General features: G+C 64.1%; 9 protein-coding genes. 2 read left to right on the top strand and 7 right to left on the bottom strand.

Annotated elements, in window-relative coordinates:
* Nucleotides 1–53: 53 nt before the first annotated feature.
* Genes OTER_RS16430 through OTER_RS16405 form a run of 6 tightly spaced genes read right to left on the bottom strand, consistent with a single transcriptional unit; the run spans nt 54 to nt 7,936 of the window.
* Nucleotides 54–1,361 carry an ABC transporter ATP-binding protein gene (locus tag OTER_RS16430; protein WP_012376054.1) on the bottom strand — a complete coding sequence of 436 codons (1,308 nt, stop codon included), beginning with the start codon at nt 1,359–1,361 and terminating at the stop codon, nt 54–56.
* Nucleotides 1,362–1,403: 42 nt separating this feature from the next.
* Nucleotides 1,404–2,276 (bottom strand): ABC transporter permease, encoded by an 873-nt coding sequence (locus OTER_RS16425; protein ID WP_012376053.1) that lies wholly within the window; start codon nt 2,274–2,276, stop codon nt 1,404–1,406.
* A complete protein-coding gene (locus tag OTER_RS16420; protein WP_012376052.1) occupies nt 2,273–3,778 on the bottom strand; it encodes an O-antigen ligase family protein in 1,506 nt (501 codons plus the stop codon). Before OTER_RS16420 ends, OTER_RS16425 begins: the two co-directional genes overlap by 4 nt.
* An 18-nt stretch (nt 3,779–3,796) precedes the next feature.
* Nucleotides 3,797–5,965, bottom strand: coding sequence for a GumC family protein (locus tag OTER_RS16415; protein WP_012376051.1), 2,169 nt, complete (start codon nt 5,963–5,965; stop codon nt 3,797–3,799).
* A 36-nt stretch (nt 5,966–6,001) separates the two neighbouring features.
* Nucleotides 6,002–6,640 (bottom strand): polysaccharide biosynthesis/export family protein, encoded by a 639-nt coding sequence (locus tag OTER_RS16410; protein ID WP_012376050.1) that lies wholly within the window; start codon nt 6,638–6,640, stop codon nt 6,002–6,004.
* Nucleotides 6,641–6,652: 12 nt separating this feature from the next.
* Nucleotides 6,653–7,936 (bottom strand): outer membrane beta-barrel protein, encoded by a 1,284-nt coding sequence (locus OTER_RS16405; protein ID WP_012376049.1) that lies wholly within the window; start codon nt 7,934–7,936, stop codon nt 6,653–6,655.
* 662 nt (nt 7,937–8,598) lie between these two features.
* Between OTER_RS16405 and OTER_RS24325 the strand changes: the two genes are divergently transcribed.
* Both OTER_RS24325 and OTER_RS16390 read left to right on the top strand, forming a co-directional pair.
* Nucleotides 8,599–10,002 carry an exopolysaccharide biosynthesis polyprenyl glycosylphosphotransferase gene (locus OTER_RS24325; RefSeq protein ID WP_012376048.1) on the top strand — a complete coding sequence of 468 codons (1,404 nt, stop codon included), beginning with the start codon at nt 8,599–8,601 and terminating at the stop codon, nt 10,000–10,002.
* Between the two features lie 547 nt (nt 10,003–10,549).
* The gene (locus OTER_RS16390) at nt 10,550–11,353 is read left to right on the top strand and encodes a response regulator (RefSeq protein ID WP_237702376.1); all 804 of its coding nucleotides are present in this window, start codon (nt 10,550–10,552) and stop codon (nt 11,351–11,353) included.
* Nucleotides 11,354–12,086: 733 nt separating this feature from the next.
* Here OTER_RS16390 and OTER_RS26505 read toward each other — a convergent pair.
* Complete coding sequence (locus OTER_RS26505; RefSeq protein WP_012376046.1) at nt 12,087–15,674, bottom strand: non-reducing end alpha-L-arabinofuranosidase family hydrolase; 3,588 nt, start codon at nt 15,672–15,674, stop codon at nt 12,087–12,089.
* Nucleotides 15,675–15,826: the final 152 nt, after the last annotated feature.

Raw genomic sequence — 15,826 nt, 5'->3', positions numbered from 1 at the left:
GAGGCGGGACGGAGCATGGGTGCGGCAGCGTGGGCGGTGTCACGGAGCGAGGTTCAGGCCAGCAGCTCGACGCCGGTGCGCGTCTCCCATTCCAAGATCGGACTGAGGAAACCCGAGCGCCGCGACATGAACGCCGGCGAATCGCTGAGCCCGCCCCGGATCTCGAACGTGAGCATCGGCGAGCCCTTGCCGCCGGGCTCGCAGAGTTTTTCGCGGCGATTCAACGCGAAGAACAAGCCGACGTGATAGCGGCCCTCGTTCAGAAAACGGCGAGGGATTTTCGTGGTGAGCCGGAAGGAGCCGCGCGGCAGCTCGACCCATTCCGATTCCGGCTGGTCGAGATGCGTGCTGATGTAGAGCAGGTCCATCTCATCGCTAAAAAGCCCGTAGCCGCACTGGAGGTTCGGATTCGGCTTCAGGATTTCGCCCTCGATGATCACGCTCACGGAGGTGTCGTTGCGCACCGTTTCGCGCAGCGGGTCGCCCTGCGGATCGGCGAGCAGGAAGCGATCGATCCGACAGTAGTCGTTCTTCAGTTGGTGCGTGTCGTTCTGCCAGACCGGCTCCTGGTCGGGATTGAGCCCGTCGGCGAGATACTGCCGGATGATGTCGCGGACGTCGCTGCCCTCGCGCACGAGTTGGCCGTTGCGCAGCATGACGCCGTGGGTGCAGATGTTCTCCACCGCGTTCATGTTGTGGCTGACGAAGATCACCGTGCGGTGCTGGCCCTGCGAAATCTCCTTCACCTTGCCGAGGCACTTGCGCTGGAAGGCGACGTCGCCCACCGCGAGCACCTCGTCGACAATCAGGATCTCGGGATCGAGATGCGCGGCGACGGCGAAGGCGAGCCGGACATACATGCCGCTCGAGTAACGCTTGACGGGCGTATCGAGGAACTTGCCGATTTCGGAGAACTCCACGATCTCGTCGAACTTCCGCCGGGTCTCGGCGCGCGTCATGCCGAGCACGGCGCCGTTGAGGAAAATGTTTTCGCGGCCGCTGAGCTCCGGGTGGAAGCCGGTGCCGACCTCGAGCAGGCTGGCGACGCGGCCGCGCAAGCGGATTTCGCCGAGCGTGGGCTCGGTAATCCGGCTGAGTACCTTGAGCAGGGTACTCTTGCCGGCGCCGTTGCGGCCGATGAGGCCCACGACCTCGCCGGGCTGGACGTCGAAGGAGATGTCGCGCAAGGCCCAGAATTCGGCGCCGCGATTGCGGACGTTGTTCTTTACGCCCAGCGCGAGATCGTCGCGACGCAGCCGAGCCCAGCGCCGCTGCAGCTCGTCGCGCAGCGTGGTCATGCCGATGAGACCGAGACGGTACTTTTTTGAGATGTTGCGGATGGAAATGGCCGGGTGGGACATGGATCAGGGAAAGAAGGAAATGGGAAGCGGGCGCAGTGCGGGCTACACGGTGTCGATGAACGTACGCGCGGTGCGCTGATACATCAGTACGCCGAAAGTGAACAAGGTGACGGCGACGCCGATCGAGAGCGCCATGTAGGACGAGGGCATGCCGGGCAGGCCGAAAAACAGCGACCGGATGTTCTCGACGATGGCGGACATCGGATTGAGCGCCGCCAGCCACGCATGATCCGGAAACCGCGCCTGGATCCGACTAAAGGGGAAGATCACCGGCGTGAGATACATCCAGATCTGCAGCAGGAAGGTGACGAGGTGCTGAAAATCGCGATACTTGACGGTGATCGACGCCAGCGACAGGCCCACGCCGAGCGCGAGCATGGCGGTGTGGAGCACGACCGTCGGGAGGATGAGGAGCGCGAGCCCGATGCGGCCCCAATCCGCATCGTAGCGACCGGTGAGGGAGTGAAACGCCACGACCGCCAGCAGGGTGCAGAGCTGGATTGCGAACGCGATGCAGCTGGAAATCGACATCGAGATCGGCACGATCAGCCGCGGAAAGTACACCTTGCCAAAGAGGCTCGCGTTCGTGAGCAACGCCGAGCTCGTCGTGTGCATGAGATTCGAGAAATAGGACCAGCCGAGCATGCCCGAGAGATAGAAGAGCACCGGCGGCACGCCGCTGGTCGAAACGCCCAGCACGCGGCTGAAGACGAGCGTGAAGGTGAGCGAGGTAAGCACCGGGTTGATGACAAACCACGCCGGCCCCAGGATGGTCTGCTTGTAGCGCGCGATGAAGTCGCGCCGAACCATCAGCATCACGAGATCGCGATATTTCAGGAGCCCGCGCCAGTCGATGCGCAGCCAGGACTGGTTGGGGCGGATGACGATTTCGTCGGTCGGATTGAATACGCTCATGTCAGAGAAGTTGGAGAGACAGCAATCTGGGCAATTCGTGCGCCGGGAACCGTCCAAGCCACCGCCGCGAGGGCGAGCGCGGTGAACAGAAGCGCCGGAATCTGCAGGGGAAAATCGATGGTCGCCTGCACGAGCACGGTACTCAGGGCGACGGCGGCGCCGGCGCCCAGCACATCCCGCGCGGGTTGGCGGCTCAGGCGGACGAAGGCGTGCAGCGCGGCGGCGGGCAGCACCAACAGCCAGCCGGTGGCGCCGATGAGGCCCCATTCCACGACGGTTTGCAGGTAATCGCTGTGCGTGAACTGAAGGTAGAGGAAGAAGGTGCGGATGAACGGATCGACCGAGTGCGCCGCCGCCGCCGCGGTCCAGCCGCCGGGCCCCCAGCCGAACCAGGGCCGATCCGCCACGGCCGCGAGCGCGGTGGCATAAGCCGCGCCGCGATCGCCGAGCGGGTACTGGCGGTGATCCGAAGGCACGAACAAATCGTCCCGCATCAGCCGCGGCCAGTCGGCGGGCGGGGCGGGGGCGACCGCGGGCCGTCCCCCCATGAGACCCTCAACGCGCAGGAGCTGCCAGCGTTCCGCGATCCGGTGGGCGCGGCCGCCGCCAAACATCGTGAGGCCCAGCACCAGCGCCACGAGGAGCGCGCCGAGCGCCCAGCGCAGATGCCGAATCCGGCCCAGCAGGGTCCATGCTCCGCTCCAGACCGCGAAGCCCACAAGCGCGCCGAGCGCGATCACCTGGGGAAAGCGCGAAACGTGCGCGACGTGGGCCACCAGCACGAGGGTGACGCCGGCGAGGGAGCCATAGATCACCGCGCGCAGCCGGGCGCTGCCGTGCGGCCGCTGCAGACCGGTCAGCGCGAGCGCCAGCCCCATCGGCCATACCAGGTTGAGGTAGGCGCCGGCAGACGTGTGGTGGTAGAACGGTCCGAAGAATGTGCCCGGCATCCGGGCCACGTGTTCCCAGAAGATTCCACGGGCGCCGGTCGCGTTCTGCAGCAACCCCAGCGTCGCCACGGCGACACCCGCGACCAGAATGACCGCCGCGATGGCCCGCCGCCAAATGAAGTCGCGGGCGAGATCGCAAAACGCCAGAAAGCCAAGCGCGCCGGCCGCGGCCCATGCGAGCAGCAAGCCGAATTCGCGCGGCACGACGCTGTGCGGCCACCGCCGCGCGATCCGGCCCCAATGGGCGTGCGTGAACGCCGGCACGTCCGGCGGCGCCAGCACCAACAGCCAAGCCGCGCCGGCGAGCATAATTAATCCGATCCCGAGTTGCGCCGGCCAGGGCGGCAGGGACCACGCCCCCACGAAGGCGCCGGCGAGAAGCCAGGCGCCGCCGCCGATCGCGCAGAGCGCGATCAGGGTTTCGAAAGGCAGCGGGCGGGTGGAGCCGTAGTTCAAGGGAGCGAGGAAAAGCGTGGTGAGCAGCACGACCGCACTGACCGCGCGCAACGCGTCGGCCAGCAACGCAGCGCGAGTCTGGTTGAGCGTCTTCACGCGGCGCGCGCAGCGCGGTTACTGCGCGGCGGAGGTCTTCGCGTAGGCCTGATAGTAGTCCTGACCGTAGGCGCCGTAGCCCTCGTAGCCCGAGGCACGGAAGCGTGACTCCGGCATTTGGTTGATCACCAGGCCCAGCACCTTGATGCCGGTCTCGTGCACGCGAGCCAGCGTCTTGCGGACGCTGTTGAGACGGACCGAGCCGTATTTGCAGACGAAGATGAGCTCCTTGCAGTAGCGGCTGAGCAACAGCGCGTCCGGGAAGACGGCCACGGGCGGCGTGTCGAGGATCACGAGATCGTAACGCTCGAGCAGCCGCTTGAGCATGCCGGACGTGACGAAACGCTCGAGCGTTTCGGTCGGGTTCTTCGCGACCCCGCCGGACGGGAGCAGATCCAGATTTTCGGAAAACGCGATCGTGGTCGGGAGCGGCGGCGGCTGCCCGCCGGCGGCGCTGGTCGCGAGCGCGCGAATCCAGCCGTTGCTCAAATCGACGCCGAAATAACGGTGCAGTACGGGCCGCCGGAGATCGCAATCGACGAGCAGGGTGCGCCGGCCATGCGCGGCGAAGGCCGCGGCGAGGTTGCTCGCGGTGAGACTCTTGCCATCACCGGGCATACTGCTGGTGCTGATGATCGCTTTGGGGAAAGGCTCCGTCGAGTGGATGTCGATGGCGCTGTAGATGCCGCGGTAGCTCTCCGTGAGCCCGTCGTCCTTGTGCAGGCGGTAGACGTGCGCGCGCTCGATCTCGCCCAAGCCGTCGATCGTTTTCACCGCGCCCAGCAGGACTTCGCCCAGCGCGTCCTCGACATGCGAGACCGTTTTGATGCGGGTATCCATCAATCCCATCCCGAGCGGGATGAGCACGAACAAGCCGACGCCGATGAAGCTCGCCTTCGCGATCAGGATCGCCAGCGCGTCGCCGATCGGTCCACCCGGCACGTAGGCCGGATCGAAAATCTTGATGTTGGTGTTCTCCATCTGGCTCGCGACGCTGGCTTCGTTGAGCCGGTCGACGATGCGCGAGTAGGTGGCGCGCTTGGTGGCGGCATCCTGTTCGAGGAACTTGTAGTCGACGGAGGTCTTGTCCAACTCGTGCGCGCTGCGTTCGGCCTGCTCGAGCTCGGCGCGCAGCCGGATCTCGTGTTGCGCAGCGATGCGGTTGCGCGTCTCGAGGTTCGCGATGGCCTGCGCGGCCGCTTCGTCGAGCAGCCGCTTGGTCTCGGTGGTCTCGAGCTCGTTTTGGGTCATCTTCGGATGCAGCCGAAGATATTTCTCGCCCAGCAGCTTTCGCTGCGCCTGCAGTTCGGCGTAGCGCGTGCGCAACGCGCTGACCTGGCCGTAGCCGAGGATGGCCGGGATCTCGAAGAGGTCTTTGCCCTCCTTGCGGTACTCGTCGATCTTATCCAGCACCGAGCGCATCTCGACCTGTTCCATCTGCGCCCGCACCAGGGCGGTGCCGACGGTGCCGACCTTCTGCAGCACGACGTTCTGGTTTTCGCCCAAGGCCGCGATGTTGTTCCGCGCGCGGAATTCCTGCAGCGAGGACTCGACGGCTTCGACCTGCGCGCGAAGTTCCTCCGCCTGGTTGCGCAGGAAGATGATCGCGGAGTTGGTGCCGCTGTTGGCGCGGTCGAGGTTGTAATCGATGTAGCGTCGCGCGAAGCGATTCGCGATCAGCGCGGCGTTCTCCGGGTTGCGGTTGGTGACGCCGACTACGAGGATCGTGGTGTTACGTCGCGCGAAGATGGTGAGGTTCGGTCGGATGATCTCCGCGAGCGACGGCACCGGCTTGTCGGGCTGGGTCGGATCGCGATACGGCCGCTGAATCCGCTCCGCTTCCTCCTTGTTGAAGGACGTGAGCACGTATTCAAAAAACGTCTGGCTCCGCAGTTGTTCGGCGTGGACGTTGAGCTCCGTGGTGCTGCGCACCCCTGTGTCGACCACGTCCTGGATGTTGAGCACGCGATCCTTGCGGGTCTCGAAGAGCAGGCTGACCTCGCTGTAGTAGAGCGGCACCTTCTCCGGCTGAAAATAGACGAACACACCCGCGGCGATCGCGCCGAGGAACAGGCCGAGCAGCCACCGCTCCTGAAACATCTGCAGCAGATCGCGCGGCGTGATACGAAATCCAGTGTTCGCCTGAGGATTGCGGCGGTCGGCCGCCGGTTTTTTCGAAGTGGGCATGGGCAGGGAAAGGGAGGAATGCTGACGCGACGCGGATTAGAAGAGACGCTCGGGTACCCAGATGCGGTCGCCAGGGAAGACGGCAAACTCGCGCCGGGTCGAGTCGCCCCGACGTCGTCCTGAGATCATGCGTTCCACATCGACCGTGGTGACTTCTTCCGTGCCGTCCGGTTTCCGCCGAATCACGCTCACGGCGTCCGACTTCGCGGTCGGAGTGAACCCGCCGAGCCGGGTAATCAGATCGGCGATGTCGAGGCTCGTGGTTTCCTTCGGGAATTGGAAGTTGCCCGGAGAACGCACCGCCCCGAGGACGGACACCTCGCGCAGCGCGTAATTGCTCACGTTGATCGTCACGAGCGGCTTCTTCAGCAATTCGCGCGACTGGTAGAGCTTCTCGAGGGTCGCCTCCGCCTCGCGCACGGTCAGCCCGCCGAGCTTCACCTCGCCGATCATCGGCAGACGCAGCACGCCATTATTGTCGAGCCGCTGTGACGCCGACATGTCGGGTTCGCCGTAGAGGTTGACGGAAAGGGAGTCGCCGGCCGCCAGGCGGTAGGAAGGGTCGGTGTCGTTCGCCGCGGGCATCGGGGCCGCGGGCCCGGGAGGCGGCTCGAGCTGGGCCGATGCGGTGGCGAACAGAAGCAGGGCGGGAGCAAGCAGACGGAAGCAGCGCATAGCGAAACGAAATCAGAACGTGTAGTTGCCTGAGAGCACCACGACGTGCCGGGCGTAATCGGCGACGCGCGAGGTCGAGTCGGTGGCGCGCAACCGGTATTCCCCGGTGGCGGACCACGAACGGGTGATCCGGTAATGCAGCGAGCTGCGGAAGATGAAGGCGTCATCTTCGCGTGTCGGCGCGCGATAGTCGCGCGCTTCGTAGCCGGCCGACAGATTCCCCGTCATGAAATTGCCGATAGCTTGGTCCACGCCAAAAAACACCGAGGTCGTCTCGACGGTGCGGTCCTCGACCGAGAGATCCAATGAGCGCCGCGCATTGAAGGTCAGCTTCGTGCGCTCGCGCGCCTGCCACGCGAGGCTCAGGTTGCCGTGGAACCGTTCGCCGGTGGAGTCGTTGAGACCCGGGGTCTCCGCCTTCATGTAGCTGAACGAAAGCGAACTATCGAGTTTCGGGAACCGGCTCGGCGGCAGAAATGGCCCCTGGATTCCGATCGAGAAGATCGATCCGCCCTCGCTCGCGTCGCCGCCGAACACCTCCGCGCGCGAACGATGCAGCACGCGATAGCCGTAGCTCACGAAGCCGCGCACGATTTCCTCGTAAAGCGGCCGGGAAAATGTGGCGCTGTAAATGTCGCTGCTCTGGTCCAGCGGGATGCCGAACTCATTGCCGCCGCTGGTCTCCACCTCCAGCCGGCGGTAGCGCAGGTCGAGCCGGCTGCCGCCCAGAAAGTTCTGGTAGCGCACGCCCACGGAGCCCGAGCGGGTTTCGCGGTCGCTGAATTGGTTGCGCTCGTCCTTGCGAAACATGCCCTCGAGCAGCACCGCCACCTTGAGGCTAACGGGTATGCTGGTCTCCAGGTCGGCGAGAAAGCTCTTTTCGCGTAGCCGGCGGTTCACGTCGTAGTTGACGTCCGTGCGCTCATCGTAGCTGACGAGGAAGGAGCCGGAGGCGAGGGAAGTGCCGCCCGGGGGGAGTCGCAGCGTCAACGAGGCGACGAGGTCCTCGGAATTGAACGAGGTATAATCAAGGTAGCGATTGATGCGCGCGCCGAGGTCGGCCTCCATTTTGATCTGCCCGGCCTCGCGCTTGTAGATCAGCTTCGGATCGAGGCTGAAGATGTAGTCGTCGCCGGAACGATAGCCGCCGAAGACGCGCGAGTCATACATGGCGCGGCCGCTCGTCGAGAGGAGCAGTTCGCCGCGGGCGACTTCCGCGAAACCAAAAACCGCCGGGGCGGTGCCCAGCGCGGCGCCCGTGGCGCCGGCCAGCAGGAGGAATTGTCGAATGTTCATCGTGGTGTGTTGGGAGTTGGGCGAAGCGAGCTGGACGCCCACCGATTCGCCAGAAGGTGCCAAGCTAGGTCTCGCGCCGGTTTCGAAAAAACCGGTGCGGGATCGAAATTCCCGCGTGGCTGGGAAGTTTCACCCGGCCCACTGACCTCTTATCCGCGAACTGGTGCCCGAGGTTCTGCGGCACCCAGCAACGATTTGGAAACAACCCAGCTGCCGCGCAGCCGAGTCCTATGGGTGGGGCTAAGGCTCGTCGGCGCAACGGCGCGGAGCCGGGTGAGATAGGAGCGGGGCGGGAGCGAGGGGGGCGGGAGCAGGCCCGCCGTGAGGCCGGAAGAGGCGGGCGTCGCGACAGAAGCCCCCGACCCGACCGCCGGGGGCGCCGGGGGCTCGTCGGCGGACCGGCGCGGTGGTTCAGGCGTGTCGTCTGTACTCAAAGACATGATATCTTCGGCGGCCGGATTGCCGTTTTGAGTACGCTCGAAGCCATGCGCGCAATGACAAGGGTGTTCTCCGGCAGAAACTGCACTTCAGGGATTGCCCTATGGCTTGCATCCGAAGTGCACGGAGGGGGAGACCCGGGGTAGCCCGGGAGCCAAAATTCGAGACCGGTGATACTCTCCCGGGTCGAAGGGCGCGCAGCCTTTCAACCCACACACCGATACATGCTGAAGCACCGACAGGAAGGACTCCGTTGTTTACACGGATGCGCCATCGTATTGACCGCGGCTGGACTCTACGTCTTCTGGTCTGCGCTGGTCTCTTGGACCGGCTGGATCAAATTTGCCGAGCCCGCCCGGATATCCACTTATCTGCTCGGCGTCCTCGCCGCCACGCTCTGGATAGCGCGAGGACTGAAAGGGTGCCAGGCCCGGCTCGGCAATCTCGGCTGGTGGGAAGCAACGCGGATCGCGCGCCATCAGTTGACGTGCATCGTCGCAGTGCTGTTTACCATCGCGTTTGCGACCAAAGACGTCGGCGTCTCCCGCGTCTTTTTGTGCGGATACGTCGTGTTGATGGCGCCCACGCTCGTGCTGGCGAACCGGATTTTTCCGCGGCTGATCGTGCGCTGGTTCTTTCATGGCGCGGTCATGCGCACGGTGCTCGTCGCGCCGGACGCGGACATCGAGGATCTCGCCGAGTGGATCAAATCGCGCGAACACCTCGGCATCCAGGTCATCGGCTGGGTGGGGTCCGGCCATCCGACGACCACGACGCTCCCGCTGTTGGGCCCGCTGAGCGAGCTGCGCCGGGTGGTGATCGAGCACGATGTCAGCCAGGTGGTCGTCTCGCAATCGGCGTATGAGCCGCGCCAGGCGCACGAGATCGCGCGCTGCGTGGAGGATGCGGGCTGCCGCGTGCGCTTCTACACGAACAGCCGGCGCTACTTTGGCAGCCTGCCGGTGAGCATCGAGCACGAGGGGGACTACACGTTCGTCATGCTGGCGGCGGAACCGCTGGAAAACCCCGCCAATCGCGCGATCAAGCGCACGCTCGACATCGTGGTGTCGCTCCCGGTCGTGCTGTTCGTGCTGCCGCCGTTGGTCGCGATGGTGGCCTTGATGCAGCGGCTGCAGTCGCCGGGCCCCGTCTTTCATCGGCAGTATCGCTCCGGCCTCAACCGCCGCAAATTTCTGATCTTCAAGTTCCGCACCATGCACGTGCAGGGTACGGCGCAAAGCATGGCGAAGCAGGCGCAGCGGGAAGACTCCCGCGTCTATCGGTTCGGACGCTTTTTGCGCCGTTCGAGCCTCGATGAAATCCCGCAGTTTCTCAATGTGTTGTGGGGTGATATGAGCGTGAGCGGCCCGCGGCCCCACCTGATCGAGCATGATGAGCAGTTCGCCAAGATCGTGAACTCTTACTACACCCGGCATTTCGTGAAGCCGGGCATCACGGGGCTGGCGCAGAGCAAGGGATTCCGCGGCGAAATTTCGGAGGTGTCGTTGCTCCACAAACGAATTGGCTACGACATGATGTACATCCGCCGCTGGTCGTTGCTGTTGGACCTGCAGATCTTGGTGGAGACCGTACGGCAGGTATTCAAGCCGCCACGCTCAGCCTACTAGACTAGAGGCGGTCCGAACTGACGGGCGGGTAGGGCGAGGCATCCTCGCCAACCCGCGGCTCGCCGGGGACCGTGCGCCCTGCCTCCTGCCCGAACCTCGTCGAAAAATTGGGATTTCGGACGGCCTGAACACGTCGTCAGAGACCGATTCCGAGGGCGTTGACTGGTGCGAGCAGCCGATCGGACTCGGGATCGAAGCCGGTTCCTGAACCCTGGACGCGCCAGTGCGACAGGGCGTCCTGGCCGGCTGCTCTGAAAAAATGCCGCGGCATTTTCGTAGAGATCCACCTTTGGCGGCCGCCGCCGCGTGGCAGCACGTCGCGGCCCGTCGCCAGAGGAACAGCCGCCGAGCGCCGGAACCGCGCGCAACGGGTGAGACAGTTCACCTGTTTTCGAGGAAACGAGCGGCGGGAAAGCAAGTGCGCCGCTCCCAAAAAACAACCGAAATCGCAGTAGTGGAATCCGATCCCTGGGAAATCCGGCAACTTCGCTGGTTTGTCGCGAACCAACGCCGCTTGCCGGGGTCCATGCGCCGCTCCTTCCAACTCGTGAAAGTCGCATCCACTTCCAACGCCAAGAGCGTCAAATCCCCCTCGGTCGTTCGCGTTTATTCGAACGGACCTGTCGGACAACCTCCCGCCACCACGAAGACTCGTATCTATGTTGTGGATGACCATCCGTTGATGCGGATGGGCCTGCGGGCGATGATCAACGGTGAACCGGACATGGAGGTCATCGGTGAAGCGGCGGACTCCGCGACCGCGACCGCCGAGATCATGAAGCTGCGGCCCGACCTGGTGATCGCGGACATTTCGCTGCGCGGCAACTCGGGCATCGAATTGATCAAAAACGTCAAGGCCTTCGATCCCGGCATCGATGTCGTCGTCGTCTCGATGTACGACGAATCGATCTACGCGTTGCGGGTGCTCAAGGCGGGCGCGCGCGCGTACGTGATGAAGCAGGACGTGACGACCCGGGTATTGGATGCGATTCGACGGGCGCGCAATGGCCAGCTATTCGTCAGTGAACGGGTGGCGACGCAGATGCTGAACCGGTTTGTCGATGGCACCGAGGACGGTGCGGCCGATTCGCCGGTGAGCAGTCTCAGCGATCGCGAGCTCGAGATCGTCAACCTGATTGGCGAGGGCCTGCCGACGCGCGAAATCGCGGCGAAACTTTTCCTCAGCATCAAGACCGTCGAGACGCACCGCGTGCATATCAAACGGAAGCTGAACCTGGCCAATGCCACGCAGCTGGTGCAGTTCTGCGTCCGGTGGGTGGAAGAGAATAAGGCCGCGGCCGGAGTGGGCGCGATCGCCGAGCCGCCGGCGGCGCTGCAGCAAGCCGGCTGAGTCGTGGCGGAATTCGCCGGCAGGCGAATCCGCTGAGCCCAGCCACCGCGCTGGGCCGATGGGCTCCTTCTTTCTAGGAACACCTCTTGTGCGCTTCGCGCAGCTTCGGCTGCCGAACGCATTCGTTGGGTACGCGGCCAGTGAGCCTCATCTTCAGGACTGGCCCAGCTTTCTACTCGACCGACTAGCCGGGCAGGTCCTGCGACGACTCATTGGGCAAATGCAGGTAGAACGTTGAACCGTTTCCGAGCGAACTCTCAGCGCGGACCGCGCCGCCCATCCGCTCCATGGCTTTTTTTCACGATTGCTAGTCCCACGCCGGTGCCCGGGAACTCAGCTTCGCCATGCAGCCGCGCGAAGATTTCGAAAATCTTGTCGTGAAATCGCATGTCGAAGCTCCAAGTGGGAAGCCGCGCGGACAAAGCGGCGGTGGACTGCGGAGGGGATGCCGAGCCGGCCCTCCTAAACGCCGCGTTTGCGACGCGGTAGCACGAGCCGTTCGGAAGACCTCAGCGGCGGGCGATGATGCCGCGCCTTGATTAACTCTAGGTCAGAACCGACACGAAATAGCAGATCACCGGCCGCTGTGTATTATTAACATAATCATCATTGTGCGTCTATGGGCTCGGGATAAGCGGGCTATTGACAGGGCTTCTCAATGCGCTGCGCAGTCATGCTCATCGAGCACGCCGGCCCGCTCGGTTAGCTGGGCGGAATTGGTCGCACCGCACCGCTACTGTTGCGAGACCAGACGAGCGGTGACATCGAGGCCGTAGCGTTCCAAACGTGCCCCACAGGGTTGCGCGGCGGCGATCGCTCCGTGCGAGTTACTGCCGTTGGTGAACTGCAGCCGGTCGAAACCGCTAACGGCCACGGCGCGGCCGTTGTCCTGAGCCAGTGCTCCCCCGGTAATCCGCACGTCCGTGGCCGCGCCAAGGAGCAACACCGGCGTGGCCGCGTCGAACGCAGTGATGTCGTTCACAAACACGGGTCCGGCGAACTCGACCCCGGGCGCATAGACGCCGGTCAGGCCGGCCGTGGCGCGAAACCCGGCATTCGCCGCGCGCAATCCGCCGAACCGTCCGTTCGCGCTGGCGATCGCCACATACGCCAGATCAGCGAAGCCGTCGTAGCTGACCTCGTCGCGAAAGAGCGCCTGATTCACCGCGGTGATCCGACCGACGCTGAAGATGGAAAGGTTCGACGAATCATCGGCGCCGGTGATCACGATGCCCGCGTTGCCTTTCACATAGCTGACGGACTGGTTGTACTTGGCCGGAGGCGCGGAAGCCGAATAGCCGTCGAGCACGAGCGACACGGTGCCTGCCCCCGAGAACTCCACCTGCACGATGTCGTCATCGAGATCGACGTAGGACATGCGGAGGATCTGCCCGGGATCGGCGATGGCCGCGGCCGACGCACCGTTGAGCAGCACCTGATCGTACACATTGCCGTTTTGATGGTGAACGTCGGCGTCAACTTCGGATGCGCCGCCGGCAACCTTGGCTGACGAGGACAGCTCAAGCACCGCCGGCTCGCTGAGGACGGAAGCGCTGCCACGCGACACCAGGACGGTGTAGTAGCCGGCGTTCTCCGGCTGGACGTTCTCGATCGTGACCGCTGGGCTGGTCGCGCCCTGCAGGTCGGCGCCGTTGCGCCGCCATTGATAGGTGAAGGTCGCCGCGTCCGCACTCTCCGCCGTCACCGAAAACGTCACGCTCCCACCCACCGGTACGATCGCGCCCTGCGGCCGCGTGACATTCAGCACCTGGCTGGGCGGCGTGTCGGGCGAGTGTTTCGCCCGGGTGGATTGCAGGAGCCCCAGCCGATACGGCAGCTGCGAATACTCGGTTCCGGCCGGGGCGTCCCCGCGCCCCTGGTAAAGGAAATAAAGATGGTCAGGATCGATCGTCATCGTCTCGTCATTGCCGTCGCGCAGCAGCTCGCCGTGGCTGATGTCGACTGACCAGAGCGCGCCCCCGTCGGCCGCATTGACGTTCACCGGGCCAGCAAACGGCGTCTCCCAAGAGTTGGCCTGCGCCAGCGGCTTCCATTCGCCATCCAATCGGTTCGAGGTGAAGCCGCGGAAGTAGCGTTTGCCGCTGGGTCCACCCAGTGCCTCGATAAAACAGAGATATTCGTTGGTCCCCTTGACGCGGTAAATGCAGGAGGCCTCGAAGAGGTTGAACCGATTCGCGTCCTGCATGATGACCACCGGTTCGTCGAACCCGCGCGGGAAATCCTCGAGCTTGGTGCGACTGCGGTAGAACCGCCCCCAATCGTCAGAGAAGAAGAGGTAGGCGTGGGTTTCGTCGCAAATGATCCAGTAATCGATCCAGCCCTGGACGACGGATTTCGGGGTGCCGTTGAAGAACGGCTGCGGCGCCGTCCAGGTTTCGGGCTTCTCCAGGTCGTCGGCCGTCGAATAGGTCGGGTGCTGAGACTGGTAGATGAGATACCACTTTTTGTGCGGACGAAAATAGAAGACCTGGGGCGCACAGTGATAGCCGCGAAGGTTCGGGTTCTGATCGATGTAGTAAGGTTTCGCATTCGCCGCTTCGGCCCACGTGCGGAAGTTGAAATACGCCATGCTCCAGTTGCCTCTGGTGTCCGCCGTCGTGGCATACACGTGCCACTTGCCGTTGCCGTACACGATCGTGGGATCCTTCACGGCGACGATCGAATGCGTGGTGTCGGAAACCGGCGAAATCAACGGGCCGGTGGAGGTCCAGGCGAAAGGCGCCAGCGCGGCGATGCTCGCCGCCGTCGACTCTGCCGCGCGCGCCGGCGTGTCGGTGAATCGAAACCAGTCGACGTCGACGAAGCCGTCGCTCGCCTGCGGGCTGTAGCAGAAGATCGCGAATTGCGCGCCTTGAAAGGTTCCTGTCCGCCAGTCGTAGGCGAGCGGGAACTCGCCGCCGAGCGCGGTCCAGCTGGCGCCGTCGAGACTGTAGGAGCACACGGCCCGGTCGCGTTGGAAGTCCAGCTCCGCGCGCAGGAAAATCTCCGTCGCCTCCACCGGCTGACGCGCGACGCGCGTCTCGTTACCGACACCGTCATTGTAGACTTGCGAACTGAGATACACGCCGCCGTCCTCGCCGCGACTCACGCTGATGTGTCCGTTGATCTTGCCCAGCGTTCCGAAACCGCACACGACGCCAGACTTGAGTTGCGAGAGATCCAGTTTGACTTCTCCCCTGCTCCAGGGCCCCTGCCCTTTCTGCGTCAGCGTGTTTCGCGCTGTCCAGAATTCCGTTGCCTGGGTTGGCTTCAGCCGCAGGAAGCCGGGCCGCTCGGACAATGACCAGCGGGAATTGTCGGGGTTGTGATTCCACGCCCACTGGAGGCCAAGCTCCGCGGAGTCGAACTCGTCGCTCGTGGCGGGCTGCCGCACCGGCTGGCCCTGCACCGGCTTTTCGGCGACTGCCGGGACCTGATCCGGGCCAGTCGGCGAACCCCAGACGGGCCAGTCGTCCTGCCAGTAGATCGGGCTGAGGTTCGTCATCCGTCCGATCGAGCCGGAGTCGCGCATGATGAAGCCAAACCATCGGCCGTCCGGCAGATCGACGATCGCGCCCTGATGTCCGCCCTTCGTATCGTCGAGTTGGTTCCTGGTTTCCCACGGGCCGGAGAGGCTCTTCGAACGCGACACTGTCTGGCCAAGACGGGATGGAATCGAGTTGAAGAGGTAATACCAGTCGCCGCGTCTCACGATCTTTGAACCCTCGGCGCCGCGAATATAAAAGGTCTGCTGCTCTGCGACGACGCGCGAAAACGTCGGATCCAGCGTCAGCAACGTGCCCGTGCCGTCCCAGCCGCCCGAAGTCACGATGTAGCCCGTGCCGTCGGATTCGATGAAGAGCGCAGGATCGAAGGCTGCGCGATCAAGTTCGTTCACTTCCCACGGACCGCGCACATCAGACGCGTGATAGATCCGGGTTTTCTGTCCGTTCGGTGTCACCGCGAGGTAGAACGTGCCGTTGTGATATCGCAGGCTGGGAGCGAACACGCCATTGCGGTACGCGGTCCCGTTCGTCAGGTCGTACTGCTCGCGTCCGTCGAGCCGCGGGACCACGTGGGCGACGATTTCCCAATTCACCAGGTCCTGGGAATGAAGGATTCTGAGCCCGGGGGTGTTTACGAACGTCGTCGTGACGAAATAGAAATCTTCCCCCACCCGGATGATATCGGGATCGGGGTAGTCCGCGTAGAGCGGCGGGTTGGTAAACGTGCCGTCGCCATTGTCGGACTGCCAGGCAAACGCCGTGGCCATACCGACGAACACAAGAGTGCTGAAGACGCGGGTAAGCGACGTGAACATCGGGAGTATTGGGGCGATTCAGTGCGCGGGGAAAATCCGGTTGGGGCAATCAAGCAAAGGACATAGCCATCGGTATTTCCCGGGAAATAGGCTCCGGCTGCTGCCCGCGATGCGGCCGTCCGCCGGCCGCTGTATCCAAATTCCGGTCCATT

Source organism: Opitutus terrae PB90-1, from assembly GCF_000019965.1.
In the GTDB taxonomy this organism is placed as follows: Bacteria; Verrucomicrobiota; Verrucomicrobiia; order Opitutales; family Opitutaceae; genus Opitutus; species Opitutus terrae.
This window is presented reverse-complemented; position numbering and strand designations above follow the sequence as displayed.